Source organism: Knoellia sp. B-D-2, assembly GCF_057714695.1.
This window is the reverse complement of the sequence record NZ_CM173189.1, coordinates 2,872,609-2,899,341: the sequence shown is the minus strand read 5'-3', so window position 1 is coordinate 2,899,341 and position 26,733 is coordinate 2,872,609. Positions and strand designations below refer to the sequence as shown.

Here is a 26,733-nt window from a genome sequence, read left to right as displayed (position 1 = left end):
AAACGCGCGAATGCCGTGTGCTCACCTCTCGGTGGGCACACGGCATACGCGGTGGTCGGGCTGGACACCTCAGGCCTTGGCCGGCTCCTCGGTGGTGGCGACCTCGGGCTCGGACTCGGACTCGTCGTCCTCGAGCTCGGGGTCGACGGTCTCGGCCTGCGGCACGAGCTCGTTGAGGTCGATGGTCCTGCCGGCGGTGTCGGTGACGACGGCCTTCTCGAGGACCGCCGCGAGCGCCTTGCGACGCGCGACCTCCTGGACCATCGCGGGCACCTGGCCCTGCTGGTCGATCGCCTGGGCGAACTGGTTGGGGTCCATGCCGTACTGCTGCGCGCTCATGATGAGGTACTCGATGAGCTCGGGCTGCTCGACCGAGATCTCGAGCTTCTCGGCGAGCGCGTCGAGGAGGAACTGGCCCTTGAGCGCCTTGCGGGTGCTCTCGCCGACCTCGGCGCGGTGCTCGTCGTCGTCGAGGCGGTTCTCGCCCTCGAGGTGGCTCGTGACCTCGGCCTCGACGATGCCGTCGGGGACGGGGACGTCGGTGGAGTCGAGGAGGTGCTCGAGGACCTTGTCGCGGGCCTGGACGCCCTGCTCGAACTTCTTGGCCTGCTCGGCCTGGGTGGCGACGTCGGCGCGCAGCTCCTCGAGCGTGTCGAACTGCGAGGCGAGCTGGGCGAAGTCGTCGTCGAGCTCGGGGAGCTCGCGGACCTTGACCGACTGCACGGTGACGGTGCACTCGGCGGCCTGGCCCTCGCGGTCGCCACCGGCGAGCGGGGCGGTGAAGGTCTTGACGTCACCGGCGGTGGCGCCGAGGACGGCGTCGTCGAGCCCGTCGAGCATGTTGCCGGAGCCGACCTCGTAGGTCACGCCCTCGACGTTGTCGACCTCGTCGCCGTCGATGACCGCGGAGAGGTCGATCGACAGGACGTCGCCGTTCTCGACGGCGCGCTCGACCGGGGTGAGGGTGCCGAAGCGCTGACGGAGCGAGGTGAGGCGCTCCTCGATGTCCTCGTCGCTGGCCGTGACCTCGTCGACCTCGACGGCGATGCCCTCGAGCTCGGGGAGCTCGATGTCGGGACGCACGTCGGTCTCGACGGTGAACTCGAGGTCCTGCCCGTCCTCGAGGGGGACGGCGGTGACGTCGACCTCGGGCTGGCCGATGGCGCGGATGCCCTCGGCCTCGACCGCCTCGGAGAAGAAGCGGGGCAGGGCCTCGTTGACGGCCTCCTGCACGACGGCGCCCCGGCCGACCCGCTGGTCGATGATGCGGGCCGGGACCTTGCCCTGGCGGAAGCCGGGGATCTGGATCTGGGACCCGATCGTCTGGTACGCCTTGTCGAGGTCGGGCTTGAGCTCGTCGAAGGGCACCTCCACGACGATCTTGACCCGGGTCGGGCTGAGGGTCTCGACGGCACTCTTCACTTCAGGCACTCCACACGGTTGGGATCACGGGATGGTGCGGGCGCGTGGCCCGCGGTGCATGACCTCCGGTCGGCGCGCCGGTTCCGCGAGCAGCTGGGGCTGGCGGGGTCGGCGTGAGCACGTGGCACACCGGGGAGATCACACTCGCGACCATGCTAACGGCACCGGCGGCCCCGGCCCGAATCGCGTCGGGCCGGAGCCCGCTTTCGGGTGGGGTGGCGGGTTACGGTCCCCCGCGCGGCCCGACCGGGCCGGACCCCTGAGGAGATCCCCCGATGTCACGACGTCTCATCCGGCCTGCCCTGGGCGCCATCGCGCTCACCGCGGCCACCCTGGCCCTGTCCGTCCCCGTGAGCGTGAGCGCCACCTCCGCGCCCTCGCCCGCCGTCGCCGAGTGCGACCCCGCGACGGGAGCCACCTCGGCGGCGCGCGTGCGTGACGGTGCCAAGGGCGCCACGGAGCCGGCGCTCCACGGCAAGAACGAGGCCAACGCCCACGGCGTGCTCAAGGACAGCCCGCTCATGGCGGCCGGCTCGGTCACCATCCCGACCGTCTTCCACGTCGTGTCCAAGATGGCCCTCAGCGGCGCCGCCGAGACGCGGATGACGACGATGATCGCCGCACAGATGAAGGCCTCAACGACGCGTTCGCGGGCACGACCGCTGCCGACGCCGCCGATTCGCCGTTCCGCTTCGAGCTCGAGGCCACGACCCACACGGTCAACCCGACGTGGACCACCGTCGTCCCCGGCAAGGTCGAGCGCGACATGAAGCAGGCCCTGCACCTGGGCGACTCGACGACCCTCAACGTCTACGTCGCCGACATCGGTGGCGGGCTCGTCGGCTGGGCCTACTTCCCCAAGGGCGTCGACAACAACGGCCGGAGCTACATCGACGGTGTCGTCATGCTCGACGAGTCGATGCCCGTTGGCACTGCTGGCAAGTACGCCCTCGGTGACACCCTCGTCCACGAGGTCGGGCACTGGATGATGCTCGAGCACACCTTCGCCCACGGCTGCTCGGCCGCCGGCGACTTCGTGGCCGACACCCCCCGCGAGGCGGTCCCGCAGTTCAACTGCCCGACCGGCGCCGACACGTGCACCGCTCCCGGGCTGGACCCGATCCACAACGTCATGGACTACCGCCAGGACTCGTGCATGAACATGTTCACGCCGGGTCAGGTGGAGCGCATGAACGACGCCTGGGTCGCCTTCCGCGCCTGACGCGTTCCCCGTGACAGAGGTATGCCGTCCGCTCACCGGGAGCGGACGGCATACCTGCGTCGTGGAGCGGGCGACGGGAATCGAACCCGCGTAGTCAGTTTGGAAGACTGGGGCTCTACCATTGAGCTACGCCCGCATGCTCGTCGCGGTCGAGATGTCTCGGCCGGCTCGGAGCAGGAGTTAGCCTAGTGGCCGCCTCCTCGTGATCCGAAATCGAGCCCACAGATCCGGGTCACGGGGCGGTACGAGAACGTCCGGGGTATGGCGCAGGTTGGTAGCGCGTCCGCTTTGGGAGCGGAAGGTCGCCAGTTCGAATCTGGTTACCCCGACCAGGCACCACTGACGGGATGCGGTGCACGCTCAGTTGCTCCTTCGTCGCAGACGCGCGCACCTCATCCCCTCAGTGGGGTGGTCAGGCGCGGGTGAGGGTGAACTCGACGACGGAGCGACCGGCCCGCAGCCCCTTCGCCTCGAACCCGTCGTCGGGCCGCCAGGACGGCCGCTCCCCCTCGACGAAGGTCCACCCGCCGTGGTGGGCGACCTGCGTGCGCACGTGGGCCGCGTAGACGTGGTGGTCGGTGGCGATCCGCAGGACGCCGCCGGGCTCGAGCCGGTCGGCGAGCAGGCTGAGGCTGTGCTGCTGGACGAAGCGCCGCTTGGCGTGCTTGCCCTTGGGCCAGGGGTCGGGGAAGAACAGGTGCACGGCCGCGAGCGACCCGGACGGGAGGCGGTCGGTGAGCAGGGGGACCGCGTCGTCGCACTGCACCCAGAGGTTGCGCAGCTCCAGCGGCTCGGCGAGCGCGAGCATGCGGGCGACGCCGGGCACGTGGACCTCGGCGGTGAGGAGGTCGTGCTCGGGGTGGGCGGCGGCGTAGGCGACGGCGGCGGCGCCGTACCCCGAGCCGACCTCGAGGACCACCGGCGCGCTCCGCCCGAACCACGCCTCCCGGTCCAGGATGCCCTCCGCCGGGACGACGTGGCGGGGCAGCAGCCGCGCCATGCGCTGCGTGGTCAGCGCCGAGCTGCGCCAGCGGGGCGTGAAGGTGCGCACGCCGTGACGGGCGACGTGGTCGAGGGTCGAGCGGGTGGAGGACACGCCACGAGGTTAGCCGCGGTCAGCGGCGGACGATGACGAAGACGGCGCGGTCGTCGGAGTCGCCCGAGCGCGCGACGGAGACGACGGCGTCGGTGATGGACGCGGCTCCCCGGACCATGGCCTCCGACGCAGCGCCGAGCATGCGGTCGGTCCCCTCGCTGAGGTCGTGCTTGCGCGACTCGATGATCCCGTCGGAGTAGATCATCAGCGCGTCGCCCATCCCCAGACTTCCGTGGGTGCGAGTGAAGTGCACGCCCTGCATGATGCCGAGGACCGGGCCGCGACCACCCTCGAGCAGGCCCCAGGTGCCGGCGCCCGCGGAGTAGCGCACCGCGGAGGGGTGTCCGGCGTTGCCGACGGAGTACTCGCCGGTGTCGAGGTTGATGTCGACGTGGACGGCGGTGGCGAATCCCTCGTCCCACCCCTGGCGGACGAGGTAGCTGTTGGCCGCCCCGAGGAAGGCCGGCGGGGTGAGGGCCCCCAGCAGCGCCCCGAGCGCGCCGGTCAGCAGCAGCGACCGGGTGCCGGCCTCGCGACCCTTGCCACTGACGTCGACGAGGGCCACCTCGAGGTGGCGCCCGCCGTGGGTGCGGTCGGCCACCATGAAGTCACCCGAGAAGCCCTCACCGTTGGCCGACAGCACGGCGGCCTCCGCCGTCCAGCCCGGGGGCAGACCGGGCAGGCGCGCGGACCGCGCGATCCGGTCCCGCAGCTCGACGAGGAGGTCCTCGCTGTGGAACCCGATGGAGCCCACCCGCACCCGGGAGGACGCGACGACGAGCATCATCACCATGAGCGCGCCGATCGCGGAGAGCATGACGATCTTGGTGGGCCCGGGAGTGGGCAGACGCGGGGCGGCGATGCTCATCCCCAGCGCGATGACGACGTAGAGGGCGACGAGGTGGCGGTTGGCGAGGTACAGCCCGGCGAGCAGGATCAGCGGGGCGACCGTGATCGTGGGGAAGCGGCCCGGCAAGGTGAAGATCGCGAGGATGAGACCGAGCGCGACGACGAGCGCCAGTGCGAAGAGGACCCGGTCACGGCGCGCGCCGGCCGCGAGGGTGTAGGCACGGAACCGCCGCGCCAGCGTCAACGGGCGCCGGCGCGAGAGGACGGTGACGTCCGTAGCCACCTGTCTGTCTCCTGTCTCAGGGCTGCTCGAAGGACACAGTAACCGAGGAGTAGCCGACGGCGGAACCCTTCGGGGAACCCCACGACGGACTCGACGTCAGGGCAGGTCAGGCAGCCTTTTCGAGCTCTCGTAGGAGGTCACCATGTCGATCCGGCGCTGGTGGCGCTCGTCCCCCGAGAAGGGGGTCCCGAGGAAGGTCCGGACCATCGAGCGGGCCTCGTCGGCGGTGTTCATGCGGGCACCGATCGAGATGACCTGGGCGTCGTTGTGCTCGCGGGCCAGCCGGGCCAGCTCGTCGTCGTAGCAAAGCGCCGCCCGCACCCCGGCCACCTTGTTGGCGGCCATCTGCTCGCCGTTGCCGGACCCGCCGAGCACGACCCCGAACGAGCCGGGGTCGGCGGCCACGCCCTCGGCGGCACGCAGGACGAACACGGGGTAGTCGTCGAGCGGGTCGAGGCCGAACGGCCCGTGGTCGCTGACCTCGTGCCCCTCCGACTCGAGGAAGGTGACGAGCTCCTGGTGCAGCTCGTATGCCGCGTGGTCGCCGCCGATGTGTACGCGCATCTGTGGTCGGTCTCCTGTGTCGAACGTCAGTGGTCGAGAGGGGTGTGACGAGGGGTCAGTCGAACTGGGGGCCGACGGTGCGGCTGCGCTTGATCTCGAAGAAGCCCGGGGTGCCGGCGACGAGGACGCAGCCGTCCCACAGCCGGCCGGCCGCCTCACCCCGGGGGGCCGGGCTGACGACGGGGCCGAAGAAGGCGACGCCGTCGACGGCCACGACGGGCGTGCCGACGTCGTCGCCGACGAGGTCGAGGGCGCGCTTGGTGGAGTCGCGCAGCTGGGAGTCGTACTCGTCGGAGGAGGCGAAGCGCGCGAGGTCGGCGGGCAGCCCGGCCTTTTCCAGACCGATGGCGATGGCCTCGTCGTAGTCGCCGACCCCGCCGGGGTGGATCGCGGTGCCGATGGCGTCGTAGAGGGGCTTGACGACCTCGGGTCCGTGCAGCTCACCGGCCGCGGTGACGACGCGGACGGGTCCCCACCCGCGGTCCATCATGTCGCGGTACTCCGCGGGGAGGTCGCGGCCCTCGTTGAGGACGGCGAGGGACATGACCGACCAGGTCACGTCGACGGGTCGGGTCTGCTCGACCTCCCCCATCCACCGTGAGGTCATCCAGGCCCAGGGGCACAGCGGGTCGAACCAGAACTCGGCGGTGGTGCGCTGCTCGTCAGTCATGCCGGCAATCGTGCCACTGCGCCGGGGGGAGGTGACGCCGAGTCCACATGCGAGGATTTGGGCAGGCCACTCGATGTCTCCCTCCTCCCCCCGGACAAAAGGACGTACCCGTGCCCGGCAAGAACCTCACCCGTCTCGAGGCCGAGGAGCGCTCCGCGCTCGTCGACGTCGACTCCTACGCCGTCGAGCTCGACCTCACGACGTCCGAGGCGACCTTCGCGACGACGAGCACCATCCGTTTCCGCGCCTCCGAGGGCGCCTCGACCTTCGTCGACTTCCTCGGCACGTCGGTGGACTCGGTGACCCTCAACGGTGCGGCGGTCGAGCCGGCATACGACGGGACGAGGATCGCGGTCGACGGGCTGGCGGCGGACAACGAGCTGCGCATCGAGGCCACCGGCACGTACATGAACACCGGTGAGGGACTGCACCGGTTCGTCGACCCGGTCGACGACGAGGTCTACCTCTACAGCCAGTTCGAGGTGCCGGACAGCCGGCGCATGTACCCCGTCTTCGAGCAGCCGGACCTCAAGGCGCGCTTCACCTTCACGGTCACGGCGCCGAGCCACTGGCAGGTGCTGTCCAACTCCCCCACCCCCGAGGGCGAGCCGACCGGCCGTGACGGTGTCTCGACGTGGCGCTTCGCCGCGACCCCGCCGATCTCGAGCTACATCACGGCGCTCGTCGCCGGTCCCTACGACGTCGTGCGCGACACCGCCACGAGCCGCAAGGGCGAGATCCCGCTCGGCATCTTCTGCCGGAAGTCGCTCACGCAGTTCCTCGACGCGGACAACCTCTTCGACCTGACGAAGAAGGGCTTCGCGTTCTTCGAGGCCGAGTTCGACCAGCCCTACCCCTTCGAGAAGTACGACCAGGTCTTCACGCCGGAGTACAACATGGGCGCGATGGAGAACGCCGGGTGCGTGACCTTCAACGAGATGTACGTCTTCCGCTCCAAGGTCAGCGACGCGCTCGTCGAGCGCCGCGCCCTCACCCTGCTGCACGAGCTCGCCCACATGTGGTTCGGCAACCTCGTGACGATGCGGTGGTGGAACGACCTCTGGCTCAACGAGTCGTTCGCCGAGTGGGCCTCGACCACGGCCCAGGCTGAGGCGACCGAGTGGACCGAGGCGTGGACGACGTTCGGCACCCACGAGAAGGACTGGGCCTACCGCCAGGACCAGCTCAGCTCGACCCACCCCATCGTCGCCCCGATCCGCGACCTCGAGGACGTCGAGGTGAACTTCGACGGCATCACCTACGCCAAGGGCGCCTCGGTCCTCAAGCAGCTCGTCGCGTACGTCGGCCGCGAAGCCTTCCGCGACGGCCTGCGGGCGTACTTCGCCAAGCACCAGTGGAGCAACACGACCCTCGACGACCTCCTCGACGAGCTCGAGGCGACGTCCGGTCGGGACCTGCGCACGTGGAGCAAGGCGTGGCTCGAGACCGCCGGGGTCAACACGCTGCGCCCGCTGATCGAGGTCGACGACCGCGGCCACGTGTCCGCGGCCGTCGTCGAGCAGACCTTCGCGGAGGGGTTCGAGACGATCCGCCCGCACCGCCTCGCGATCGGCCTGTATGCCGTGGGCACCGGTACGGACGGCGCACCTCGCCTCACCCGCACGGACCGCCTCGAGCTCGACCTCACCGGCGCGCGGACCGAGATCCCCGAGCTCATCGGGCGCGAGCAGCCGGACCTGCTGCTCGTCAACGACGACGACCTCACGTACGCCAAGATCCGGCTCGACCCGCGCTCGCTCGCGACCGCCCTGGAGCACGTGCGCAGCTTCGAGAGCTCGCTGCCCAAGTCGCTCGTGCTCGCCTCGGCGTGGGACATGACGCGGGACGCCGAGATGAGCGCGCGCACCTTCGCCGACCTCGTCCTCGAGGTGCTGCCCGGCGAGGACGACTCGACCCTCATCCGCACGCTGCTCACCCAGCTGTCGACCGCCGTCCACCTCTACGTCGCCCCCGAGCACCGTGACGAGACCCGCCGCTCGACGCTGGACCGCCTCTGGGAGGCGACGCGGGTCGCGGAGCCGAGCAGCGACGCGCAGCTCCAGCTCGTCAGCGCGGCTGCCGGGTTCACGACGACCGGTGACGACACGGCATACCTCCGTGGCCTCCTCGACGGCACCGAGCAGCTCGAGGGCCTCGCCCTCGACACCGACATGCGGTGGACGCTGCTCACCGGGCTCGCCGGCGCCGGTGTCCTGGGCGACGGCGAGGTCGAGGCCGAGCTGGAGCGCGACGCCACGGCGACCGGTCGTGAGCGCGCCGCTCGCGCGCGCGCCGCGGTCCCGACGCCGGAGGCCAAGGAGGCCGCGTGGAAGGCGGCCATCGAGGACGCCGGGCTGTCGAACTCGATGGTCGACGCCTACGGCCTCGGGTTCGGGCGGCTCGGTGACGTCAGCGCCCTCGAGCCCTTCGTCGACCGCTACCACGCCGCGCTCGACTCCCTCAAGGACAAGGGCTCGATGGCGCTCATCGAGTCGATCGTCGTCGGGTTCTACCCGCGCGGCCTCGCCTCGGCCCGGCTGCGCGACGCGACCCAGGAGTGGCTCGACGCGCACACGGACGCGCCGGACGCCCTGCGACGCCTCGTCGCCGAGAACCGCGACCCGATCACCCGCGCCCTGGCGGCGCAGGAGCGTGACGCGCGGGCATGACGCGAGTCGACCTCACCACCACGCGGCTGACCGCCCAGCAGGTCCAGGACTGGCTGCTCACCGACGGGCTGCGAGTCCTCCTGACGATCGTCCTCGCCGTCGTCCTGCGCTGGCTCGCGCACCGGATCATCACGCGCACGGTCGCGGCGATGACCGCCCGCACCACCGAGCGCCGCGACGACGCGACCGACACCTCCCGGGCCGGCCGGCTCTGGACCGAGGCCACCGGCCTCGCCCGGGCCCGGCACCAGCAGCGCATGACGACCCTCGGCACGTTGCTGCGCAGCACCGTGACGTTCGTCGTCGGCGCCATCGCCGCCCTCACCGTCATGGACCTCGTCGGCATCCCGCTCGCCCCCCTGCTCGCCTCGGCGGGCGTCGGTGGCGTGGCCCTCGGCTTCGGCGCGCAGAGCCTCGTCAAGGACTTCCTCTCCGGGGTGTTCATGATCCTCGAGGACCAGTACGGCGTCGGTGACGTCATCGACACCGGTGAGGCGATCGGGACGGTCGAGGAGGTCTCGCTGCGGGTCACGCGGCTGCGGGACGCCGACGGGGTCACCTGGTACATCCGCAACGGCGAGATCATCCGCATCGGCAACCTCAGCCAGCACCGCGCCACCGCGATCGTCGACGTCCCCGTGGCCTACGACGAGGACGTCGCCCGTGTCTCCGCGGTCATCCACGCGGCGGCGGAGGCCATGGCGGGCGAGGAGGGCTGGCAGGGGCGGCTGCTCGACACCCCGACCGTGGCCGGGGTCGAGTCGATCACCGGCCAGACGATGACGATCCGCGTGCTGGCCCAGACCTCGCCCGGCGACAAGGTCGACGTGCAGCGCGCGCTGCGCCAGCGCATCAAGTCGGCGCTCGACGAGGCCGGCGTCAAGGCACCACCGATGGGACCCTTCGGTGGGTTCGGCGGACCGGGAGGACGCGGATGAGCTTCTACGACGAGGTGGGCGGCGCCGAGACCTTCGAGCGTCTCGTCCACGCCTTCTACCAGGGGGTCGCGACCGACCCCGCGCTGCGGGCGCTGTACCCGGAGGAGGACCTCGCACCGGCCGAGCGCCGGCTGCGGATGTTCCTCGAGCAGTACTTCGGCGGTCCGCACACCTACAGCGAGGAGCGGGGCCACCCTCGGCTGCGGATGCGGCACGTGCATTTCCCGGTGACGCTCGACATGCGGGACCGCTGGATGCGCCACATGCTCGCGGCGATGGAGACCCTCGACCTGCCCGAGGCCAACGCCGAGGCGATGCGCGAGTACTTCCTGCGCGCCGCGCACATGCTCGTCAACACCGACGACGCGCCGTCGGGAAGCGGTGGTGCCCCGTCGCCCTCCGGTGGCGCGCCGTCGTCCTCCCCCGTCACCCCGGGCGGTCGCCCCACCCTCTGACGCCCGCCGGGAACCGGAGCGGCCCGCGCGGTGTAGGACTGGTGGAACACACCACCCGCGGCGAGGGGAGCACCGATCGAGACGGCTGACGAGGCCCTGGTGATGGCCCGCGTCCGGTCCGGAGACACGGCCGCGTACGCGGAGCTGGTGACCCGGCACGCCCCCATGGCCCGACGGCTGGCGGTCCTCTCCGGGGCCGGTGCGGACGCCGACGACGTCGTCCAGGAGGCGTTCGTCAAGGCCTACCGCTCGCTGTCGTCCTTCCGGGACGGCGCCGACTTCCGGCCGTGGCTGCTGCGCATCGTCGTCAACGAGACCCGCAACCTGCACCGTGGCCGGTCGCGCCGGGTCGACCGGGAGCGGCGGGTCGTGCGCGAGGGCGCCCCGCTCGTGGGCGAACGCGACCCGGCCGAGGCGGCCGTGGGCCACGAACGACGCGAGACCCTGCTCGCCGCGATCGGGAGGTTGCCGACGGAGCTGCGTGACGTCGTCACCTGCCGCTACCTGCTCGAGCTGTCCGAGACCGAGACCGCGGGAGCGCTCGGCATCCCCCACGGAACCGTCAAGTCACGCCTGCACCGGGGCCTGGCCCGACTGCGGGAGGAGCTCCCCCATGGCTGACCAGACCCGGCCCGACCCGCTCGAGGCGGAGCTCGTCGCCCTGGGCCGGACCCTCGTGGTCGACCCGCCCCCGGCGGACCTCGCCGACCGCGTGCTCCTGCGGATCTCGGACCCGGACGGTGCGTATGCCGTCCGCGACGGTTCACCGGCCGGCTCCGCCTTCGCGACGTGGTGGCGCAGCCTGCGTGCTCCCCGGCGGCGGGCCGCGGCCGTGGCGGCCGCCGCCCTGCTCGTCGTCGTCCTCGTGCCACCCGTGCGAGCCGCCGTCCTCGAGCTCCTCCGCATCGGCGGGGTCACCGTGCGCGAGGTGCCTCCGCCCTCCGGCGCGCCGCTGACGGCCGGGCCCGTGGCTCCCCCGACGGGCGCCGCCGGCAGCGGCGGCAGCGGCGGCAGCGGCGGCGGCACCGCCGGCACCGCCGGCGCCGTCGTGGTCGGCTCCGTCGCGGAGGCCTCGAGCCGCGTCGGTTTCGACATCGCAGTGCCCTCGACGTTGGGTACACCCACGGCCATCGCGCTGACGCACGACGCCCGGGTCGTCGAGATGACCTGGGGTGCCGGTCCGGGGTCGACCCGTCTCGACGTCTTCACGGGCAGCCTGTCGTTCGGCTACCTCAAGTCGGTCTGGGACGCGGTGACACCCACGGACGTCGACGGACGCGACGCCGTGTGGTTCGACGAGCCCCACCTCATCGAGTGGGTCGACCGCTCGGGCCGGACGGTCTCCGCTCCACCGCGGGTCGCCGGCCCCACCCTGGTCTGGGTCGACGAGGGACGAGGGGGCAGCGGGGTGACCTACCGCCTCGAGGGACCCACGACCCTGGACGCCGCCACGGCTGTCGCGGAGTCGGCCGGCTGACTCACGGGGACGCGTCGGGGTGAACCGACCCTGCCGCGGCGGTGTATCCCACGCAGGACCCGAACTCACCCCCGGAGGCACACCATGCGCAGGCTCCTCTCACTCACGCTGGCCCTGGTCACCGCCCTCGTCGTCCTGGGCGTCCAGCCCGCGGTGGCGGGCGGCCCGACCTCGGTCCTCGTCGTCAACCACGGGACCGGCCAGTCGGCCGCCGCCCTCAACGGGAGCGCCGCGTACACCGAGCTCCAGTCGATCCTCGGCGACGAGAACCCGCCCGCGGGGGGCAGCACGGCTCCCGAGGCCGTCACGGGCTCCGAGGCCGGGATCCGTCTCGTGTGGCTGATCCACGACGTCAGCCCCTGGCGCATCGACACCGTGCACCTGGCCGGGGCGGACGCCTGGGTGGAGACCTACGTCACCACGTCGGGGACCGACCCGTATGCCGGGACGCCGGTCTGGCACCGGCCCGCTCGCGGCGGTGAGCTCGTCACGACCCTGACCACCCTCGGCGTGCTGGCGGCAGGGTCGGGCTCGGACGGTGACGTCGCTGCTGCACCGGCGCGTGACGCGGCCGTGGTGGGCGGGCCCGAGCCGGTCGAGGCCTCGGCGCCCGCCGTGTCCCGGCGCCTTGCCACCGTGCTGGCGGCGATCGCCCTCGTGCTCGGGGTCGGGGTCGGCGCCCTGCTCGCCCGGCGGGTGGCCCCGCGGGTCAGCACCCGTCGCCGCGTCGAGGTCCTGGGGTAGCGACCGTCCACGCGCTCCCGCCCGAGTGCGCTCCCGCGCGGGTCGGTCAGCGGCGCACCCGATGGAGCAGGTGCAGCACCCGATGGCCGCGGATCACGTCCGGATCCTCCAACAGGTGCTGCGCGTCGACCGACCCGAAGTAGCGCTTGCCGGACCCGAACACGACGGGGACGACGTCCATGCGCACCTCGTCGACCAGGCCCGCGGCCAGCGCCTGGCCACCAACGTCGCCGGCGGCGACCTCGACCAGCCGGTCACCGGCGAGCTCCTGCGCCCTGGCAACTGCCGCCTCGACGCCGTCGACGAAGTGGAACGGCGCCGCGGCGTCCCAGCCGTCGGGCTCCGGCCGGTGCGTCACGACGACCACGTGGTCGATGCCGCTCGGGGGCTTGCCGTCCCAGCCGTCCGTCAGATCGAAGACGTGGCGGCCGGCGACCGTCACCCCGATCTCGTCCCAGTACGCCCGTGTGTAGTCGTAGGACGGCTGCGACACCATGAGGATCCCGGAGTCGTCCAAGGGGACGTCACCGCTGGTCAACCAGTTGAACAGCGGTCCGGGCTGGTCGTTCGCGTCCGCGATGAAACCGTCCACCGAGACCGAGCCGTACATGACCACCGTGCCCATGGGGCGCTCCTCTCCTCCGGGTGCCCCCAAACTAGCGCGTCGTGAGTGATCGCCCCGGTGAGACCATCGGCGCCGACCGCCAGAACGTGAGACTCACAAGTTGGAGGGGGCGGACGGCATACGGAAGCATGGGGTCCGTGACCCAGACCACTCCTGACGTCCTGCGCACCACCCTCCACCCCGCTGACCCGGCCGATGCGCCGTGGTGGCGCGACGCGGTGATCTACCAGATCTACCCGCGGTCGTGGTCGGACTCCGACGGCGACGGCATCGGCGACCTGCCGGGCATCACGGCGAGGCTCCCCTACCTGCGCGACCTCGGGGTCGACGCGATGTGGCTGTCCCCGTTCTACGTCTCGCCGATGAACGACGCCGGCTACGACGTCGCGAACTACCGCGACATCGACCCGCTCTTCGGCTCGCTCGAGGACGCGGACGCGCTCATCGCCGGCGCGCACGACCTCGGGATCAAGGTGCTCGTCGACCTCGTCCCCAACCACTCCTCCAACGAGCACGAGTGGTTCCGGGCCGCGCTGGCCAGCCCTCCCGGCAGCCCCGAGCGGAGCCGCTACATCTTCCGCGACGGCCGCGGCGAGGGCGGCGCGGAGCCGCCCAACAACTGGCCGTCGGTCTTCGGCGGCGCCGGCTGGACCCGGGTGACCGAGGCGGACGGCACGCCCGGGCAGTGGTACCTCCACATCTTCGACACCACCCAGCCGGACTACGACTGGAACAACCCGGAGATCGGCGACGAGTTCGCCTCGATCCTCGAGTTCTGGTGTGCGCGAGGGGTGGACGGCTTCCGCGTCGACGTCGCCAACGCCCTGGTCAAGGAGGAGGGACTCCCGGACTTCGAGGGTCCGTTGCAGGCGTTCGACGCCACCGACCACAACCCGGAGGCGGCCCTCCCGTCGTCCCCCGACGAGCAGGCCGAGTTCGACGACGAGGAGCCTCGGGCACCGATGTGGGATCAGGAGGGCGTGCACGAGATCTACCGGCGCTGGCGCACCGTCCTCGACGAGCAGCCTTCTCCACAGCGGATTCTCTGCGCCGAGGCGTGGGTGAAGCCGGGCCACCGACTCGCCCGTTACGTGCGCCCGGACGAGATGCACCAGGCGTTCAACTTCGACTTCCTCGACACCCACTGGCAGGCCGCGAGCCTGCGTGCCGTCATCGAGCACTCCTACCGCGACAACGACGCCGTCGGCGCGCCCACGACGTGGGTGCTGTCCAACCACGACGTCGTGCGCCACGCCTCCCGCCTCGGTCTCGACCAGTCCCTCCCCCGACCCAACGGGATCGCCGCGGACCGGGCCCAGCCGGACGTCGCGCTCGGCCTGCGCCGGGCCCGTGCCGCCACCATGCTCATGCTCGCGCTGCCGGGCAGCGCGTACGTCTACCAGGGCGAGGAGCTCGGCCTGCCCGAGTCGACCGACATGCCGCACGAGTTCCGCCAGGACCCGACCTTCTACCGCACCCAGGGCAAGGAGATCGGGCGTGACGGGTGCCGCGTGCCGATGCCGTGGGTCAAGGACGCACCCAGCCAGGGCTTCGGACCCTCTGACCGGACGTGGCTGCCCCAGCCCGAGTCCTACGGCGCGTATGCCGTGGACCAGCAGGACGGAGTCGAGGGCTCCACGCTGGAGCTCTACCGGTCACTGCTCGCCGCCCGGCGCGCGGGCCGGCTCGGCCTCGGAGCGGCGTCGTGGCACGAACTGTCCGGCGACGGCGTGGTCGCGCTCGTCAATGCCTCCGCCGACGACTCACGCCGAACCCTGGCGCTGGTGAACCTCGGCTCGGAGCCGGTGCGCCTGCCCGACGGGGCACAGGTCACCCACCGCTCGGGTGAGCTGACCCCCGACGGGCTGGTCCCCACCGACGTCGCCGTGTGGGCGGTGCTCTGAGCACATGGCCCGCGCCACCGACTTCGCCTACTTCGACCAGCACGGGCCGATCGCGATGGCCCACCGTGGCGGGGCGGCCTACGCCCCGAACGTCGGCCTCGAGAACACGGTCGGTGCGTTCCGCCGGGCCGTCGACATGGGCTACCACTACCTCGAGACCGACGTGCACGCCACGTCCGACGGTGAGCTCGTCGCCTTCCACGACACCCACCTCGACCGCGTCACCGACGGCGAGGGTGCGATCCTCGATCTGCCGTACGCCGCGGTGCGCGAGGTGCGGATCAACGGCACCGACGCCGTGCCGCTGCTCACCGAGCTGCTCGAGGAGTTCCCGACGACCCGGCTCAACATCGACATCAAGGCCGACTCGGCTCTGGCGCCCACGGTCGACACCATCCGGCGCCACGCCGCCACCGCGCGGGTGTGCATCGGGTCGTTCAGCGAGCGGCGGGTGCGGGCCGCGCGCCGCGCCCTCGGCCCGTCGCTCGCCACCGCCGCCGGCCAGGTGGGGACGGGGCTGCTGCGCTTCGCCCCGCAGGTCGTGACGCGGATGCTGCACACACCGGCGCCGGTCCTGCAGATCCCGACGACCCACCGCATCCGGGGCCGGGACATCACCCTGGTCACCCCGGGTCTCGTCGACGTCGCCCACCGGCTCGGCAAGCAGGTCCACGTGTGGTTCCACGAGTGGAGCGACGAGGACGCCGCCGAGATGCACCGGCTGCTCGACCTCGGGGTCGACGGCATCGTCACCGACCACATCGACGTGCTGCGCGACGTGCTCGTCGAGCGGGGGCACCCGCTGACCCCGGCGGCCTGACGCGCTGCCTCGCGGAGGGCGGCGCCGCCCTCCAGCGGGGCGCGCGGTATCGCGTAGCGTGACCGGGTGAGTGATCGGGGTGCGGCAGCGGTCGGGGTGGAGACGCGCGACCGGGTGCGCCTGTTCGGGCCGGAGTTCGCGGCGCTGACCCTCGCGATCGTCGCGCTCATCACCGTCATCGCCTTCGAGTCCATGGCGGTCTCGACCGCGATGCCCGAGGTCGCCGTCGAGCTCGACGCGGTGCGCTCCTACGGGCTCGCCTTCTCGGTGATGCTGACGCTCCAGCTGCTCGGGATCGTGCTCGCCGGGGTGTGGTGCGACCGGTCGGGATCGCTGCCGTCGCTGCTCACCGGGCAGGTGCTCTTCGCCGTCGGGTGCGGCATCTGCGGGGCGTCGACGGAATTCGCACCGTTCCTGCTCGGGCGCGCGGTCGCGGGCCTCGGCGCCGGGCTCACCTTCGTCGCCGGGTTCGTCGTCGTCGGGCGGGCCTATCCGGCAGCCCTGCGCCCCAAGGTCTTCAGCGTCATCAGCGCCGCATGGGTGTTGCCCGCCCTGCTCGGGCCGGTCATCGCGGGATGGGTGACGAGCACGTGGTCGTGGCGCTGGGTCTTCTGGGTCGTCATCGCGCCGGTCGTCGTCGCGCTCGTCGTCGTCATCGCGCGTCGCGGACAGATCCACGCGGCCGACGCCGTCGTCGAGGCGTCGGGTCGGGACCACCGCTCCCACGTCCGCGCGGCGTGGTTGGGGCTCGGCATCGCCGTCTCCGCCGGGGTCATGCAGTGGGGTACCCACGAGCTCGAGATGTCGTGGTCGCCGCGGACGGTCGCCGGCCTGCTGGGCCTGCTCGGCATGGCCGTCTGCGCGCCGCTCCTGCTCCCCCGTGGCACCTTCTCGATGCGCCGCGGCCTGCCCTCGGTGATGCTGAGCCGCTTCTTCCTCCCCTGCGCCTTCTTCGGGACGATCACCTACGTCCCACTCATGCTCACCGGTGAGCGCGGCTTCTCCCTGGCCGGGGCGGGGACCGTGCTCGCCGTCGGCTCGATCGGCTGGTCCCTGGGGTCGTGGATCCAGGGTCGCGACCGGTTCGCCGGCTCGCGGGACCGGCTCGTCAGCCTCGGCGGCGCCTCGTTGGCGCTCGGCCTGCTCGGCGTCGTCGCGATCACCCAGCTCGGCTGGTGGCCGTGGCTGACCGCCGCCGCCCTCGCGGTCGCCGGGCTCGGGATGGGACTTGGAACCGCCAGCCTCTCGGTGCTCGCCCTCTCGCTCACCGCGCCCGCCGACCACGGGTCCGCGTCGTCGTCGCTCCAGCTGTCCGACGTGCTCGGCTCGGTCATCGGCATCGCCGGGACGGGTGCCGTGTTCGCGGCGCTGCACACGCGCGCCGGTGAGGACGTGCCGGTCTTCGTGACGATGTGGCTGGGGACGGCCTGCGTCGCCACCCTCGTCGTCCTCGCCGGGCGTCGCATCCGCACCTGACGAGCCTCCCTTGCGTCCGCAAAGATGGCGGCACGTCCGACCATCCTTGCGGACGCTGCGGTTGGAAGGTGACGCTGGAAACGTTGGGGCACAGCGGTTCTGCTACTCCGGTGGCTGTCTGTGGTCGCCCCTAGAGTCCTCTCATGACCACCGCAGCAGAGCTGAGCTACGCAGAGTGCCTGCGGCGCCTGCACGCTGCTCGCGAGGCGGCGGCCGCCATGCCGAGCGTGGCCTGGCAGGCCACCGGTGCGGAGCTGGCCGAGGGGATGGAGGCGCTGGGCGAGCTCGCCGCCGTCGGCGAGGGCGCCGAGGTCGCCATCACCGTCGAGGCGGTCGAGCGCGGTGAACCCGCGAACGCGAGCCCGCCCCTGACGACCCGGGACTGGGTCGCGGCCCACCACCGTCGGTATGCCGTCGCCGGCGCGTCCCGTGTCGCCGCCGTCGCACAGGCGTGCCGCGACCCCCGCCACTCCATCCTGCGTGACGCCGTGGTGTCCGGGCGGGTCAGCATCGGCACCGCCCGGGTCGCCATCAACGAGATGCGGCTCCTCAAGCCGCACCTGCGCCCCGAGGCCGTCGACAGCGTGTGGGAGGGCTTGATGACCCTCGGCGAACGTCACGACGCCCGCACGGTCCGACAGCTGCGCGAGCACCTCCTCGCCACCCACGGCCTCGACGGCGACTTCGACGACAGCGAGGACCGTGCCCGCCGCGGCCAGTCGCTCTCGGCCGGTCGAGAGGTGGCGCCGGGACTGTTCGAGTACCTCCTGCGGATCTCCCGTGAGGGCCGCGCCACCCTGGAGGCCGCGATCGGGCCTTTGTCGGCGCCCGCGCCCGTCGACGGCGAGCCCGACCTGCGTCCGCACGACCAGCGCCGCGCCGAGGCCCTCCTCGCGCTCATCGGCCGCGCGCAGGCCGCCGGCGATCGCACGTGGTCCTCGACGAAGGCCCAGGTGTTCGTCACCATCTCCCTCGAGGACCTGCAGCGGCGGGCCGGGAGCGCGACCCTGCTGGGCGGACTGACCACCGGCGAGCTGGCCACCCCTGAGACCGTCCGACGCTGGGTCTGCGACGCGACGATCATCCCGACGGTCCTGGGCAGCCGCGGGGAGGTCGTCGACCTCGGTCGAGCCGAGCGGTGGTTCACCCCGGCGCAGATCAAGCGGCTCTGGCTGCGTGACCGGCACTGCACCTATCCGGGGTGCGACGCCCCAGCCTCCTGGTGCGACGCCCACCACCTCATCCACTGGGCCGACGGCGGAGCCACCGACATCACCAACGCCGCGCTGCTCTGCCAACGACACCACACGACCGTCCACACCCAACGCTTCCACGGGTGGCTCGACCGCGACCCCCACGGACGAGAACAGATCGTCTGGGACCGCACCCGCGGCGCATATGACCACGCGCTGGCCCGGCTCAACTCCGGACTCGGTCGGGCAGCGGGCGTCGACGCCGTCCGGCATCGACGATGACCCCGCCCCGGACCCTGACCCACGCGACGTCAGGGTCATCGGGCTGCGCGGGGAGCGGTGACCAACGTCCCTGCCGACTCTCCGTGAGCGCGCGCAGAGTGGAGGTGCCCGAAGGAGGTCCAGCCATCACCACGTCACACCTCACCCCTCGGGGCGACAGGACCGCCACCTCAGGGACCCCCGGCAGGGGCGCCGACCGCGCCTACCGCCGCGCGTGGTGGTCGCTCGCCCTGTTCCCGTGTCCGTCGTCCTCGCCTTCCTCGTGGGCGAAGGGCCCTTCAGCCTGCTGAGCGACGGTGAGGGCGATCCCGGCGTGTGGACCCTCCTGCTGGTTGCCCTTCCTGCGCTGGGAATCATGGTGGTCCCCGGAGCACTGGCCCTGCAGCAGGGCCTGAGGGCGCGTCGCCTCGGTCGAAGCGACGGCATGGTGCCCGCCATCCTCGGCGCCGTCGTCGCCCTCGGGTTCGTCGGGCTGAACGTCGCGTCCTACCTCATCGGCCTCCTGGTCGACTGACCGCGGCTCCTGCCGACGTCGGTCGGCTCAGGAAGGGTCCGGGTCGACGGCTCGCCCGCTCTTCGCCAGCGCTCAGCGGCGGGTGAGCGCGTGGCCCGCCGGTGTGGTGAGTCGCGTCCACGGACCGCTCGTCGCCATGGTTGCCTCGGTTCCCGGCGTCAGGAACCCCAGGGCGTATGCCGCGAAGGCCAGTGCCGCCGGCACCCCCGGCGCGTCGGTGATCGGACGACGCCACACCTGCGCGCGCAACGACGCCACAGCGACCGCTCCGGACCCGTCGGGCGCCCCGCCCGTGACCTCGGCGATGCCCTCGGACGCGCTGCGCTGCAACGCCTCCGAGGTGACCGACCCGATGGGCTGCCATCCACCCCGGGGCGGAGAGACCGCGGCCCACGCGGCGTTGACCCTCATGGGCGGCACGGGCAGCACCGCCGGCTCCCCCTCACGCGCGACCCGGTCGGTCACGGCCGCCAGGGGGACGAGGACGTCGAGCTGGGCCGGCTCGGCCAGGGCGGAGGTGCGCAGCCCGAGGGTGGTCCCGGTCCCGAGCAGCCCGGTTCCCGGGAGCACCCCGACCCACGCGGCGAGGACCGACCCGACGGCCTGGAGCCGCACGGCACCGTCGGCGTCGAGCGCTCGGGCGCGGGCGGCATACCGTCCGAGGTCGAGGAGGGACTCCGCATCGGTGAGGACGAGGCGTGACGGGGCGATCGTGCTCACCGGCGTGACCAGCGGAACGCGACCGGGCCGCCGACGTGGCGCTGGAGGATCGAGCGCTCGTCCTCGGTGATCCGGCGCGGACCCGCGGTCCTGAAGTCGTAGAGGACGAGCCCCGTCTCGGCGAGCGCGTAGACGGCCTCCCCCAACGACTCCGGGTCCCGCACGACGTAGCCGAGGGTGAAGCCGGCGCCGCTCGTGCGGGTCACCCACATGTCGACCTCGATCGGCTCGGGGCGGTAGGTGAGGGGGGCGAGGTACTCGATCTCGTGGCGCGAGACGACCACGCCACCGTCGAGGAGCGACTTGTCGGCACCGAACCACTCACGGAAGCCGATGACGCGAGCGTCCTCGAGAAGGCGGAGGTACTGGACGTTGTTGACGTGGCCGTAGGCGTCCATGTCGGACCAGCGCAGCGGCACCTCGGTCCGGTAGGGCCGGGGGGCCTCGGGGGTGGGGTCGGGCTGGGGCATGGGGACAGTCTGGCAGCCCCGTGGGGTCGCCGACGATGCGTGCAGCGGGCACCACGGACCCCGCGGCACCCCGTGTAACCCCGCACAGGACCGTTGCGCGGCGGGCCATACGCTGGGGCCGAGGGAAAGGTGGTGGGTGATGCCGACAGACGTGGGGCGCCCGTGGCTCCGGCACTACGCGGAGGGTGTGGCTGCGGACATCGAGCTCCCCGAGGGATCACTCGTCGACCTCCTCGACAGCGCGGTGGCCACCTTCGGCGACCGGGTGGCCCTGGAGTTCTTCGGCGCCGAGGTCACCTACACCGAGCTCGGGCGGAGGGTCGCCCGCGCGGCCGAGGGACTGCGCCGTCTCGGTGTCGGTCCGGGCGACCGGGTGGGCCTGGTGCTCCCCAACTGCCCCGAGCACATCGTCGCCTTCTACGCGGTGCTCCGGCTCGGCGCCATCGTCGTCGAGCACAACCCGCTCTACACGAGGTCCGAGCTCGCCCACCAGTTCGAGGACCACGGGGCGACCGTGGCGGTGGTGTGGGACAAGGTGGCACCCCTCGTGCAGGGGCTGCCCGGGGTCGAGCGCGTCGTCGCCGTGGACATCACCGCGTCGATGCCCCTGACCAAGCGCCTGGCGCTCCGGCTCCCCGTGAGCAAGGCCCGGACGGCACGCGCGGCGATGACCGGCGCTGCCCCGGGAGCCATCCCGTGGACGCGGCTGCTGGCGCACGATCCCCTCGACGAGAGCCACCCCCGTCCGGTGGTCGGCGACCTCGCGGTCATCCAGTACACCAGCGGCACGACCGGCACCCCCAAGGGCGCCATGCTCACGCACCTCAACCTCGGCGCCAACGCGGCCCAGGGTCGGGCGTGGGTGCCCGGCCTCGTCGACGGGGACGAGGTCGTCTACGCGGTGCTGCCGATGTTCCACGCCTATGGGCTCACCCTGTGCCTGACGTTCGCCATGAGCATCGGCGCCCGGCTCGTCCTCTTCCCGAAGTTCGACGTCGACCTCGTGCTCGCGGCGGCGAAGAAGCACCCACCGACCTTCCTGCCGGCGGTCCCGCCGATCTACGAGCGGCTCGCTCGGACGGCGCAGGAGCGCGGAGTCGACCTGTCCTCGATCCGCTTCGCCATCTCGGGGGCGATGCCGCTCACGACGCAGACCCTGGAGCTGTGGGAGTCCACCACCGGCGGCCTCCTCGTCGAGGGCTACGGCATGACCGAGACCTCACCGGTTGCCATCGGCAACCCGATCGGCCTCACCCGCCGACCCGGCGCCGTCGGGGTCCCCTTCCCCAACACCGAGATCCGCGTGGTGGACCCGGCGCGCCCCACGAACGACCGGGAGCCCGGCGAGCGCGGCGAGCTGCTCCTGCGTGGACCGCAGGTCTTCGGCGGCTACTGGGGCAAGCCCGACGAGACGGCCGAGACCCTGCTCGAGGGCGGGTGGCTGCGCACCGGTGACATCGTGGAGGTCGACGCGGACGGCTTCGTCTCCATCGTCGATCGCATCAAGGAGCTCATCATCACCGGCGGCTTCAACGTCATGCCCTCGGAGGTCGAGGCAGCGCTCAAGGACTACCCGGGGGTGACGGACGCGGCGGTCGTCGGCCTGCCCCGCGACGACGGCAGCGAGGAGGTCGTCGCCGTGGTCACGACCTCTGGGGCCGACTTCGACACCGACGCGGCCCGCGAGTTCTGCCGGTCCGAGCTCACCGCCTACAAGGTGCCACGGCGGATCGTCGTGGTGGACGAGCTGCCGCGCTCGCAGATCGGCAAGGTCCTGCGCCGCCAGGTCCGCAACCAGCTGCTCGCCGACCAGACCTGACCCGTATGCCGTCCGCTCGCGACGGATGCCCCGGTCACCGTTCGGGGGCGGTCGGGTGAGGTCGGCGTGGCCGGCGTGGTCGGCGTTGTCGGGAAGCCCGCCTACGGTGGGGTGACCATGATGAGCGCTGCCGAGACCACCACCCTTGCCACCGACGCGACCGCCGCCCTGCGCCGGTTGGTGGGGCGTGACGACGTCGACTTCCGCGACGGGCAGCTCGACGCGATCACGGCGCTGGTCGCCGACCGGTCCCGGGTGCTCGTCGTCCAGCGCACCGGGTGGGGCAAGTCGGCCGTCTACTTCGTGGCCACCGCCCTGCGCCGCGCCCAGGGGGCCGGGCCGACGGTGATCATCTCGCCGCTGCTCGCCCTCATGCGCGACCAGATCGCCGCCGCCTCGCGGGCCGGGATCCGCGCCGTGACGATGAACTCCGCCAACGCCCAGGACTGGGACGAGGTGCGACAGGCCCTCGCCTCGGACTCGGTGGACGTGCTGCTCGTGAGCCCCGAGCGGCTCAACAACCCGGGCTTCCGCGAGGAGCAGCTGCCCGACCTGGCCCGGCGGTGCGGGCTCCTCGTCGTCGACGAGGCCCACTGCGTCTCCGACTGGGGGCACGACTTCCGGCCCGACTACCGCCGGATCCGCGACCTCCTCGCGGGCCTGCCGGCCGACGTGCCCGTGCTCGCCACGACGGCGACCGCCAACGCCCGGGTCGTCACCGACGTCGTCGAGCAGCTGAGCGTCACCACGCAGGGCGGGGTGGACGGGCACGACGAGGTCCTCACCGTGCGCGGCGGGCTGGCACGCGACTCCCTCCGGCTCGGGGTGCTCGGCTCGATGTCACCCGAGCAGCGCCTCGGCTGGCTGCTGGCCCACCTCGACGAGCTCCCGGGCAGCGGCATCGTCTACACGCTCACCGTCGCGGCGGCCGAGGAGGTCGCCGGCGCCCTGTCCGAGGCCGGGCACCGCGTCGCGTCCTACACCGGGCGCACCGACCCCGCCGACCGTGAACGCCTCGAGGGCTCGCTGCGCGACAACGAGGTCAAGGCCCTCGTCGCGACGTCCGCGCTGGGGATGGGCTTCGACAAGCCGGACCTCGGCTTCGTCGTGCACCTCGGCGCCCCGTCGTCACCGGTGGCGTACTACCAGCAGGTCGGCCGCGCGGGGCGTGCCACCGAGCGCGCCGACGTACTCCTCCTGCCCGGTCCCGAGGACAAGGACATCTGGAACTACTTCGCGTCGGTGTCGATGCCCCGGCAGGAGCAGGCCGACGCGGTCCTGCGTGCGCTCGCCGAGTCCGGGCGTCCCCTGTCGACCGCCGCGATCGAGACCGTCGTCGACGTGCGCCGCACCCGGCTCGAGCTGCTCCTCAAGGTGCTCGACGTCGACGGGGCCGTGACCCGGGTCCAGGGCGGCTGGACCGGCACCGGCCAGCCGTGGACCTACGACGCCGACCGCTACGCGCGGGTGGCGCAGAGCCGCAGCGACGAGCGGCAGCTCATGCTCGACTACGAGACCACGACCGAGTGCCGCATGGCCTTCCTCCAGCGCACCCTCGACGACGACACCGCGGTCCCGTGCGGGCGCTGCGACTCCTGCGCCGGCCAGTGGTTCGCCACCGACGTGCCCGACCGGGTCGTCGGCGCGGCCCGCGAGCGCCTGGCGCGGGTCGGGGTCGACCTCGACCCCCGGGCCCAGTGGCCGACCGGGATGGACCGGCTCGGTGTCCCGGTCAAGGGCAAGATCCCGGCGGGCGAGGCCCTCTCGTCGGGTCGTGCCCTGGCCCGGATGAGCGACCTCGGCTGGGGCCAGCGCCTGCGTGACGTCCTGCGCGAGGACGCCCCGGCCACCCCCGAGCTGCTGCGCGCCTGTGTCGGCGTGCTCGCGGGGTGGGGCTGGTCGCAGCGGCCGGCCGGCATCGTGGCCATGCCCTCGCGCAGCCACCCGCAGCTGGTCCAGTCGCTCGCCCACGGGCTCGCCGAGATCGGGCGGCTGCCGCTCCTCGGCACGCTCGACCTCGAGCACGGCGGCCCGACCGGCCAGCCCGGCGGCAACAGCGCCTTCCGGCTCGCCGGGGTGTGGGAGCGGCTCGTCGTCGGACCCGGACTGGCGGCGACGCTGGCCGACGTGACCGGTCCGGTACTGCTCGTCGACGACCTCGTCAGCTCACGCTGGACGCTCACCGTCGCGGGTCGCGAGCTGCGCCGCGCGGGGGTCGACGGGGTCCTGCCCTTCGCCCTCGCCGTCGACGGCTGAGTCGTCCGGGGTGCCGCGGCCGAGCCCGTGGCCGAGCCGCGACGGCGGCGTGACCCGCACGGTGAGCATCGGCAGGAACGCCTGGACCGCCGGCCCGATGAGGACCGCGTAGAGCACCGTCCCGAAGCCCACGACGCCGCCGAGCAACCAGCCGACGACCAGCACGGTCACCTCGAGGCTGGTGCGGACGAGTCGGATCGAGAGCCCGGTGCGCCGGGACACCCCGGTCATCAGCCCGTCGCGGGGTCCGGGGCCGTACTGGCTGCCGATGTACATCGCCCCGCCGATGCCGTTGACGACGATCCCGCCGAGCAGGAGCACCCAGCGCAGCCACAACGCGTCGGGAGTCTCGAGGACGCCGAGCATGACGTCGGTGGCGATGCCGATGACGAAGACGTTGGCCACGGTCCCGAGCCCCGGCCACTGCCGCAGCGGGATCCACAGGAGCAGGACGAGCGCGCCCACGACGATGACGACGGTCCCGAAGCTCCAGCCGAGGTGCTGCTGCACGCCGTAGTGGAAGACGTCCCACGGGTCCAGGCCCAGCTCGGCCCGGATGAACATCGCCATCGCGGTGCCGTAGAGCCACAGCCCGACGAGGAGCTGGGAGATGCGGCGCACCGTGTGTCCGGCGCGCAGCTGCTCCATCGGCGTCATCGGCAGCAGGTCGACGCGGCGGGTCGCACCGGCGCGCAGGGTCTGGATCGGGCTCATGGGCCCCATCATGGTCCACAAGTGGCCTCCTCATCCATGGCCACTTGTGGGACAGTGGCCCCATGGCTGCTCCCGTCCTCTCCGCCGCCCGCGTCGCGGACCTCGTCGGTCCCACGACAGGCGAGCACCCGGCATACCAGGTCGTCGCGGACTCGCTCCGCCTCCTCATCGCCGACGGACGCATCACCGTCGGCACCCGCCTGCCCAGCGAGCGCGACCTCACCGCGGCCCTGGGTCTGAGCCGGACCACGGTGAGCAGCGCGTATGCCGTGCTGCGCGACCGCGGCTACCTCACCTCGCGCCGTGGCTCGGGCAGCGTGGCGAGCCTGCCGACGGGGGTGGTCCGCCGCGACACCGGGCTCCACCTCTCGCCGGACGTCCCTGCAGGGACCATCGACCTCACCTGCGCCGCGCTGCGGGCCCCGGCCGGAATGACCCAGGCGGCCGAGGCGGCGATCGCGGCCTCGCCGGGGTACCTCTGCGGCAGCGGCTACCTCCTGTCGGGGGTGCCCGAGCTGCGCGAGGTCGTCGCCGCGCGCTACACCGAGCGAGGGCTGCCCACGACCGCCGACGAGGTGATCATCACGACCGGGGCCGTCGTCGGCACGGCCATCGCCGCGCGGGCCCTGCTCTCCCCCGGCGACACCGTCGTCCTCGAGACCCCGACCTACCCCAACATCTTTCCCACCCTGACCCAGCTGCGGGCCAGGATCGCCGCTGTGCCCGTCGAGCCCACCGGCTGGGACGTGCCGACGATGACCGCGACGATCCGCGCCTCGGGGGCGCAAGCGGCGATCCTCCTGCCGGACTTCCACAACCCCACCGGCAACCTCATGTCCGACGACGAGCGCGCCTCTGTCGCAGCCGCACTGGGGCGGGCGCGCATCACGGCGGTCGTCGACGAGACGGTGGCCGAGATGGGGCTGGACCACGAGGGCCCGATGCCGTTGCCGTTCGGCGCGCACCACACCGACACGATCTCGGTCGGGAGCGCCTCGAAGTCGCACTGGGGCGGCCTGCGGATCGGGTGGATCCGCGCACCCCGGCGCCTGCACGAGTCCCTCGTCGCCGCGCGCGTCCCCTTCGACATCGGGGCGCCCGTCATCGACCAGCTCGTGCTGCTGCACCTCATGCGCGACACCCCGGGCATCACCGACGAGCGGCGACGCGGGCTCGTCGAGGCCCGGGACAGCCTCGCCGCGGCGCTGCGTTCCCGGCTGCCCGAGCTGCGCTTCGTGCTGCCGCACGGTGGCCTCTCGCTCTGGGTCGAGCTGCCCGACCCCGTCGCGACCGAGGTGACCCTCGCCGCCGAGGACGAGGGCCTCCTCGTGGCGAGCGGTCCGCGCTTCGCGGCGGCGGGCGGGCTCGACCGGTGGATCCGCCTCCCCTACGTGCTGCCCCCGGCGGAGCTCGTCGAGGCGGTCGAGCGGCTGGCCCGCGCGCTCGAGCGCGTGGCGGCGGGATCGGCGGGGTCGGCGGGTGCTGCGCGGCACGCCCGCGGACGGCCGGCCCACCCCCGTGGTCCCTTGGTGGCCTGAGCCGCCGTCGTCG

At 72.6% G+C, this 26,733-nt stretch carries 25 protein-coding genes and 2 tRNA genes; 17 read left to right on the top strand and 10 right to left on the bottom strand.

Annotation, left to right across the window (positions count from 1 at the left end; translation table 11 throughout):
- Positions 1 to 69 precede the first annotated feature (69 nt).
- Positions 70 to 1,422: a trigger factor gene (gene tig / locus AC3EU2_RS13715; RefSeq protein ID WP_488176848.1), complete on the bottom strand. Its 1,353-nt coding sequence runs from the start codon at positions 1,420 to 1,422 to the stop codon at positions 70 to 72.
- Between the two features lie 275 nt (positions 1,423 to 1,697).
- Here tig and AC3EU2_RS13710 point away from each other — a divergent pair, with 275 nt between their 5' ends.
- Positions 1,698 to 2,192 (top strand): hypothetical protein, encoded by a 495-nt coding sequence (locus AC3EU2_RS13710; protein WP_488176847.1) that lies wholly within the window; start codon positions 1,698 to 1,700, stop codon positions 2,190 to 2,192.
- The gene (locus AC3EU2_RS13705) at positions 2,189 to 2,644 is read left to right on the top strand and encodes a zinc metalloprotease (protein ID WP_488176846.1); all 456 of its coding nucleotides are present in this window, start codon (positions 2,189 to 2,191) and stop codon (positions 2,642 to 2,644) included. The genes AC3EU2_RS13710 and AC3EU2_RS13705 overlap by 4 nt, the downstream gene beginning before the upstream one ends.
- 62 nt (positions 2,645 to 2,706) lie before the next feature.
- Here the strand turns inward: AC3EU2_RS13705 and AC3EU2_RS13700 are convergent.
- Positions 2,707 to 2,780 (bottom strand) — tRNA-Gly (locus AC3EU2_RS13700).
- Positions 2,781 to 2,899: 119 nt separating this feature from the next.
- Here AC3EU2_RS13700 and AC3EU2_RS13695 point away from each other — a divergent pair.
- Positions 2,900 to 2,976 (top strand) — tRNA-Pro (locus AC3EU2_RS13695).
- Positions 2,977 to 3,056: 80 nt separating this feature from the next.
- On the opposite strand, the gene trmB is transcribed toward AC3EU2_RS13695, so the two are convergent.
- The 4 genes from trmB to AC3EU2_RS13675 all read right to left on the bottom strand — a co-directional run bounded on the left by trmB (position 3,057) and on the right by AC3EU2_RS13675 (position 6,106).
- On the bottom strand, positions 3,057 to 3,740 hold the full coding sequence (gene trmB / locus AC3EU2_RS13690; RefSeq protein WP_488176845.1) for a tRNA (guanosine(46)-N7)-methyltransferase TrmB: 684 nt from the start codon (positions 3,738 to 3,740) through the stop codon (positions 3,057 to 3,059).
- Positions 3,741 to 3,759: 19 nt separating this feature from the next.
- A complete protein-coding gene (locus AC3EU2_RS13685) occupies positions 3,760 to 4,872 on the bottom strand; it encodes a PP2C family protein-serine/threonine phosphatase (protein ID WP_488176844.1) in 1,113 nt (370 codons plus the stop codon).
- Between the two features lie 96 nt (positions 4,873 to 4,968).
- On the bottom strand, positions 4,969 to 5,436 hold the full coding sequence (locus tag AC3EU2_RS13680) for a ribose-5-phosphate isomerase (RefSeq protein WP_488176843.1): 468 nt from the start codon (positions 5,434 to 5,436) through the stop codon (positions 4,969 to 4,971).
- A gap of 55 nt (positions 5,437 to 5,491) precedes the next feature.
- A complete protein-coding gene (locus AC3EU2_RS13675) occupies positions 5,492 to 6,106 on the bottom strand; it encodes a mycothiol-dependent nitroreductase Rv2466c family protein (RefSeq protein WP_488176842.1) in 615 nt (204 codons plus the stop codon).
- A 110-nt stretch (positions 6,107 to 6,216) separates the two neighbouring features.
- On the opposite strand from AC3EU2_RS13675, the gene pepN reads away from it, so the two are divergent.
- The 6 genes from pepN (at position 6,217) to AC3EU2_RS13645 (ending at position 12,389) form a co-directional block, all read left to right on the top strand.
- A complete protein-coding gene (pepN, locus tag AC3EU2_RS13670; RefSeq protein ID WP_488176841.1) occupies positions 6,217 to 8,775 on the top strand; it encodes an aminopeptidase N in 2,559 nt (852 codons plus the stop codon).
- Positions 8,772 to 9,713 carry a mechanosensitive ion channel family protein gene (locus tag AC3EU2_RS13665; RefSeq protein ID WP_488176840.1) on the top strand — a complete coding sequence of 314 codons (942 nt, stop codon included), beginning with the start codon at positions 8,772 to 8,774 and terminating at the stop codon, positions 9,711 to 9,713. Before pepN ends, AC3EU2_RS13665 begins: the two co-directional genes overlap by 4 nt.
- Entirely contained in the window at positions 9,710 to 10,168 is a 459-nt protein-coding gene (locus AC3EU2_RS13660) for a globin (protein ID WP_488176839.1), read from the top strand. The genes AC3EU2_RS13665 and AC3EU2_RS13660 overlap by 4 nt, the downstream gene beginning before the upstream one ends.
- 102 nt (positions 10,169 to 10,270) lie before the next feature.
- Positions 10,271 to 10,789, top strand: coding sequence for an RNA polymerase sigma factor (locus tag AC3EU2_RS13655; protein ID WP_488179492.1), 519 nt, complete (start codon positions 10,271 to 10,273; stop codon positions 10,787 to 10,789).
- A complete protein-coding gene (locus AC3EU2_RS13650) occupies positions 10,782 to 11,645 on the top strand; it encodes a hypothetical protein (RefSeq protein WP_488176838.1) in 864 nt (287 codons plus the stop codon). Before AC3EU2_RS13655 ends, AC3EU2_RS13650 begins: the two co-directional genes overlap by 8 nt.
- 84 nt (positions 11,646 to 11,729) lie before the next feature.
- On the top strand, positions 11,730 to 12,389 hold the full coding sequence (locus AC3EU2_RS13645; RefSeq protein ID WP_488176837.1) for a hypothetical protein: 660 nt from the start codon (positions 11,730 to 11,732) through the stop codon (positions 12,387 to 12,389).
- A gap of 46 nt (positions 12,390 to 12,435) precedes the next feature.
- Here AC3EU2_RS13645 and AC3EU2_RS13640 read toward each other — a convergent pair whose 3' ends face one another.
- Positions 12,436 to 13,014, bottom strand: coding sequence for a dihydrofolate reductase family protein (locus AC3EU2_RS13640; protein ID WP_488176836.1), 579 nt, complete (start codon positions 13,012 to 13,014; stop codon positions 12,436 to 12,438).
- Between the two features lie 128 nt (positions 13,015 to 13,142).
- Here AC3EU2_RS13640 and AC3EU2_RS13635 point away from each other — a divergent pair, with 128 nt between their 5' ends.
- The 5 genes from AC3EU2_RS13635 to AC3EU2_RS13615 all read left to right on the top strand — a co-directional run bounded on the left by AC3EU2_RS13635 (position 13,143) and on the right by AC3EU2_RS13615 (position 19,203).
- Positions 13,143 to 14,918 (top strand): glycoside hydrolase family 13 protein, encoded by a 1,776-nt coding sequence (locus AC3EU2_RS13635; RefSeq protein WP_488176835.1) that lies wholly within the window; start codon positions 13,143 to 13,145, stop codon positions 14,916 to 14,918.
- A gap of 4 nt (positions 14,919 to 14,922) precedes the next feature.
- Positions 14,923 to 15,738 carry a glycerophosphodiester phosphodiesterase family protein gene (locus AC3EU2_RS13630; RefSeq protein WP_488176834.1) on the top strand — a complete coding sequence of 272 codons (816 nt, stop codon included), beginning with the start codon at positions 14,923 to 14,925 and terminating at the stop codon, positions 15,736 to 15,738.
- A gap of 66 nt (positions 15,739 to 15,804) precedes the next feature.
- The gene (locus tag AC3EU2_RS13625) at positions 15,805 to 17,214 is read left to right on the top strand and encodes an MFS transporter (RefSeq protein ID WP_488176833.1); all 1,410 of its coding nucleotides are present in this window, start codon (positions 15,805 to 15,807) and stop codon (positions 17,212 to 17,214) included.
- Positions 17,215 to 17,357: 143 nt separating this feature from the next.
- Positions 17,358 to 18,689, top strand: a complete 1,332-nt coding sequence (locus tag AC3EU2_RS13620) for an HNH endonuclease signature motif containing protein (protein WP_488176832.1) — start codon at positions 17,358 to 17,360, stop codon at positions 18,687 to 18,689.
- 238 nt (positions 18,690 to 18,927) lie between these two features.
- The gene (locus AC3EU2_RS13615; RefSeq protein WP_488176831.1) at positions 18,928 to 19,203 is read left to right on the top strand and encodes a hypothetical protein; all 276 of its coding nucleotides are present in this window, start codon (positions 18,928 to 18,930) and stop codon (positions 19,201 to 19,203) included.
- Positions 19,204 to 19,275: 72 nt separating this feature from the next.
- Here the strand turns inward: AC3EU2_RS13615 and AC3EU2_RS13610 are convergent, their stop codons facing one another.
- Both AC3EU2_RS13610 and AC3EU2_RS13605 read right to left on the bottom strand, forming a co-directional pair.
- Positions 19,276 to 19,923: a DUF8185 domain-containing protein gene (locus tag AC3EU2_RS13610; protein WP_488176830.1), complete on the bottom strand. Its 648-nt coding sequence runs from the start codon at positions 19,921 to 19,923 to the stop codon at positions 19,276 to 19,278.
- Positions 19,920 to 20,393, bottom strand: coding sequence for an acyl-CoA thioesterase (locus AC3EU2_RS13605; RefSeq protein WP_488176829.1), 474 nt, complete (start codon positions 20,391 to 20,393; stop codon positions 19,920 to 19,922). Before AC3EU2_RS13605 ends, AC3EU2_RS13610 begins: the two co-directional genes overlap by 4 nt.
- Positions 20,394 to 20,532: 139 nt before the next feature.
- Here AC3EU2_RS13605 and AC3EU2_RS13600 point away from each other — a divergent pair, with 139 nt between their 5' ends.
- Together AC3EU2_RS13600 and AC3EU2_RS13595 are read left to right on the top strand one after the other, a co-directional pair.
- Entirely contained in the window at positions 20,533 to 22,212 is a 1,680-nt protein-coding gene (locus tag AC3EU2_RS13600) for a long-chain-fatty-acid--CoA ligase (protein ID WP_488176828.1), read from the top strand.
- Positions 22,213 to 22,332: 120 nt separating this feature from the next.
- A complete protein-coding gene (locus tag AC3EU2_RS13595) occupies positions 22,333 to 24,468 on the top strand; it encodes a RecQ family ATP-dependent DNA helicase (RefSeq protein ID WP_488176827.1) in 2,136 nt (711 codons plus the stop codon).
- On the opposite strand, the gene yczE is transcribed toward AC3EU2_RS13595, so the two are convergent.
- Positions 24,379 to 25,182 (bottom strand): membrane protein YczE, encoded by an 804-nt coding sequence (gene yczE / locus AC3EU2_RS13590; RefSeq protein WP_488176826.1) that lies wholly within the window; start codon positions 25,180 to 25,182, stop codon positions 24,379 to 24,381. The genes AC3EU2_RS13595 and yczE overlap by 90 nt on opposite strands.
- Before the next feature lie 62 nt (positions 25,183 to 25,244).
- Here yczE and yczR point away from each other — a divergent pair, with 62 nt between their 5' ends.
- The gene (gene yczR / locus AC3EU2_RS13585) at positions 25,245 to 26,720 is read left to right on the top strand and encodes a MocR-like transcription factor YczR (protein ID WP_488176825.1); all 1,476 of its coding nucleotides are present in this window, start codon (positions 25,245 to 25,247) and stop codon (positions 26,718 to 26,720) included.
- The last annotated feature ends 13 nt before the right edge of the window (positions 26,721 to 26,733 follow it).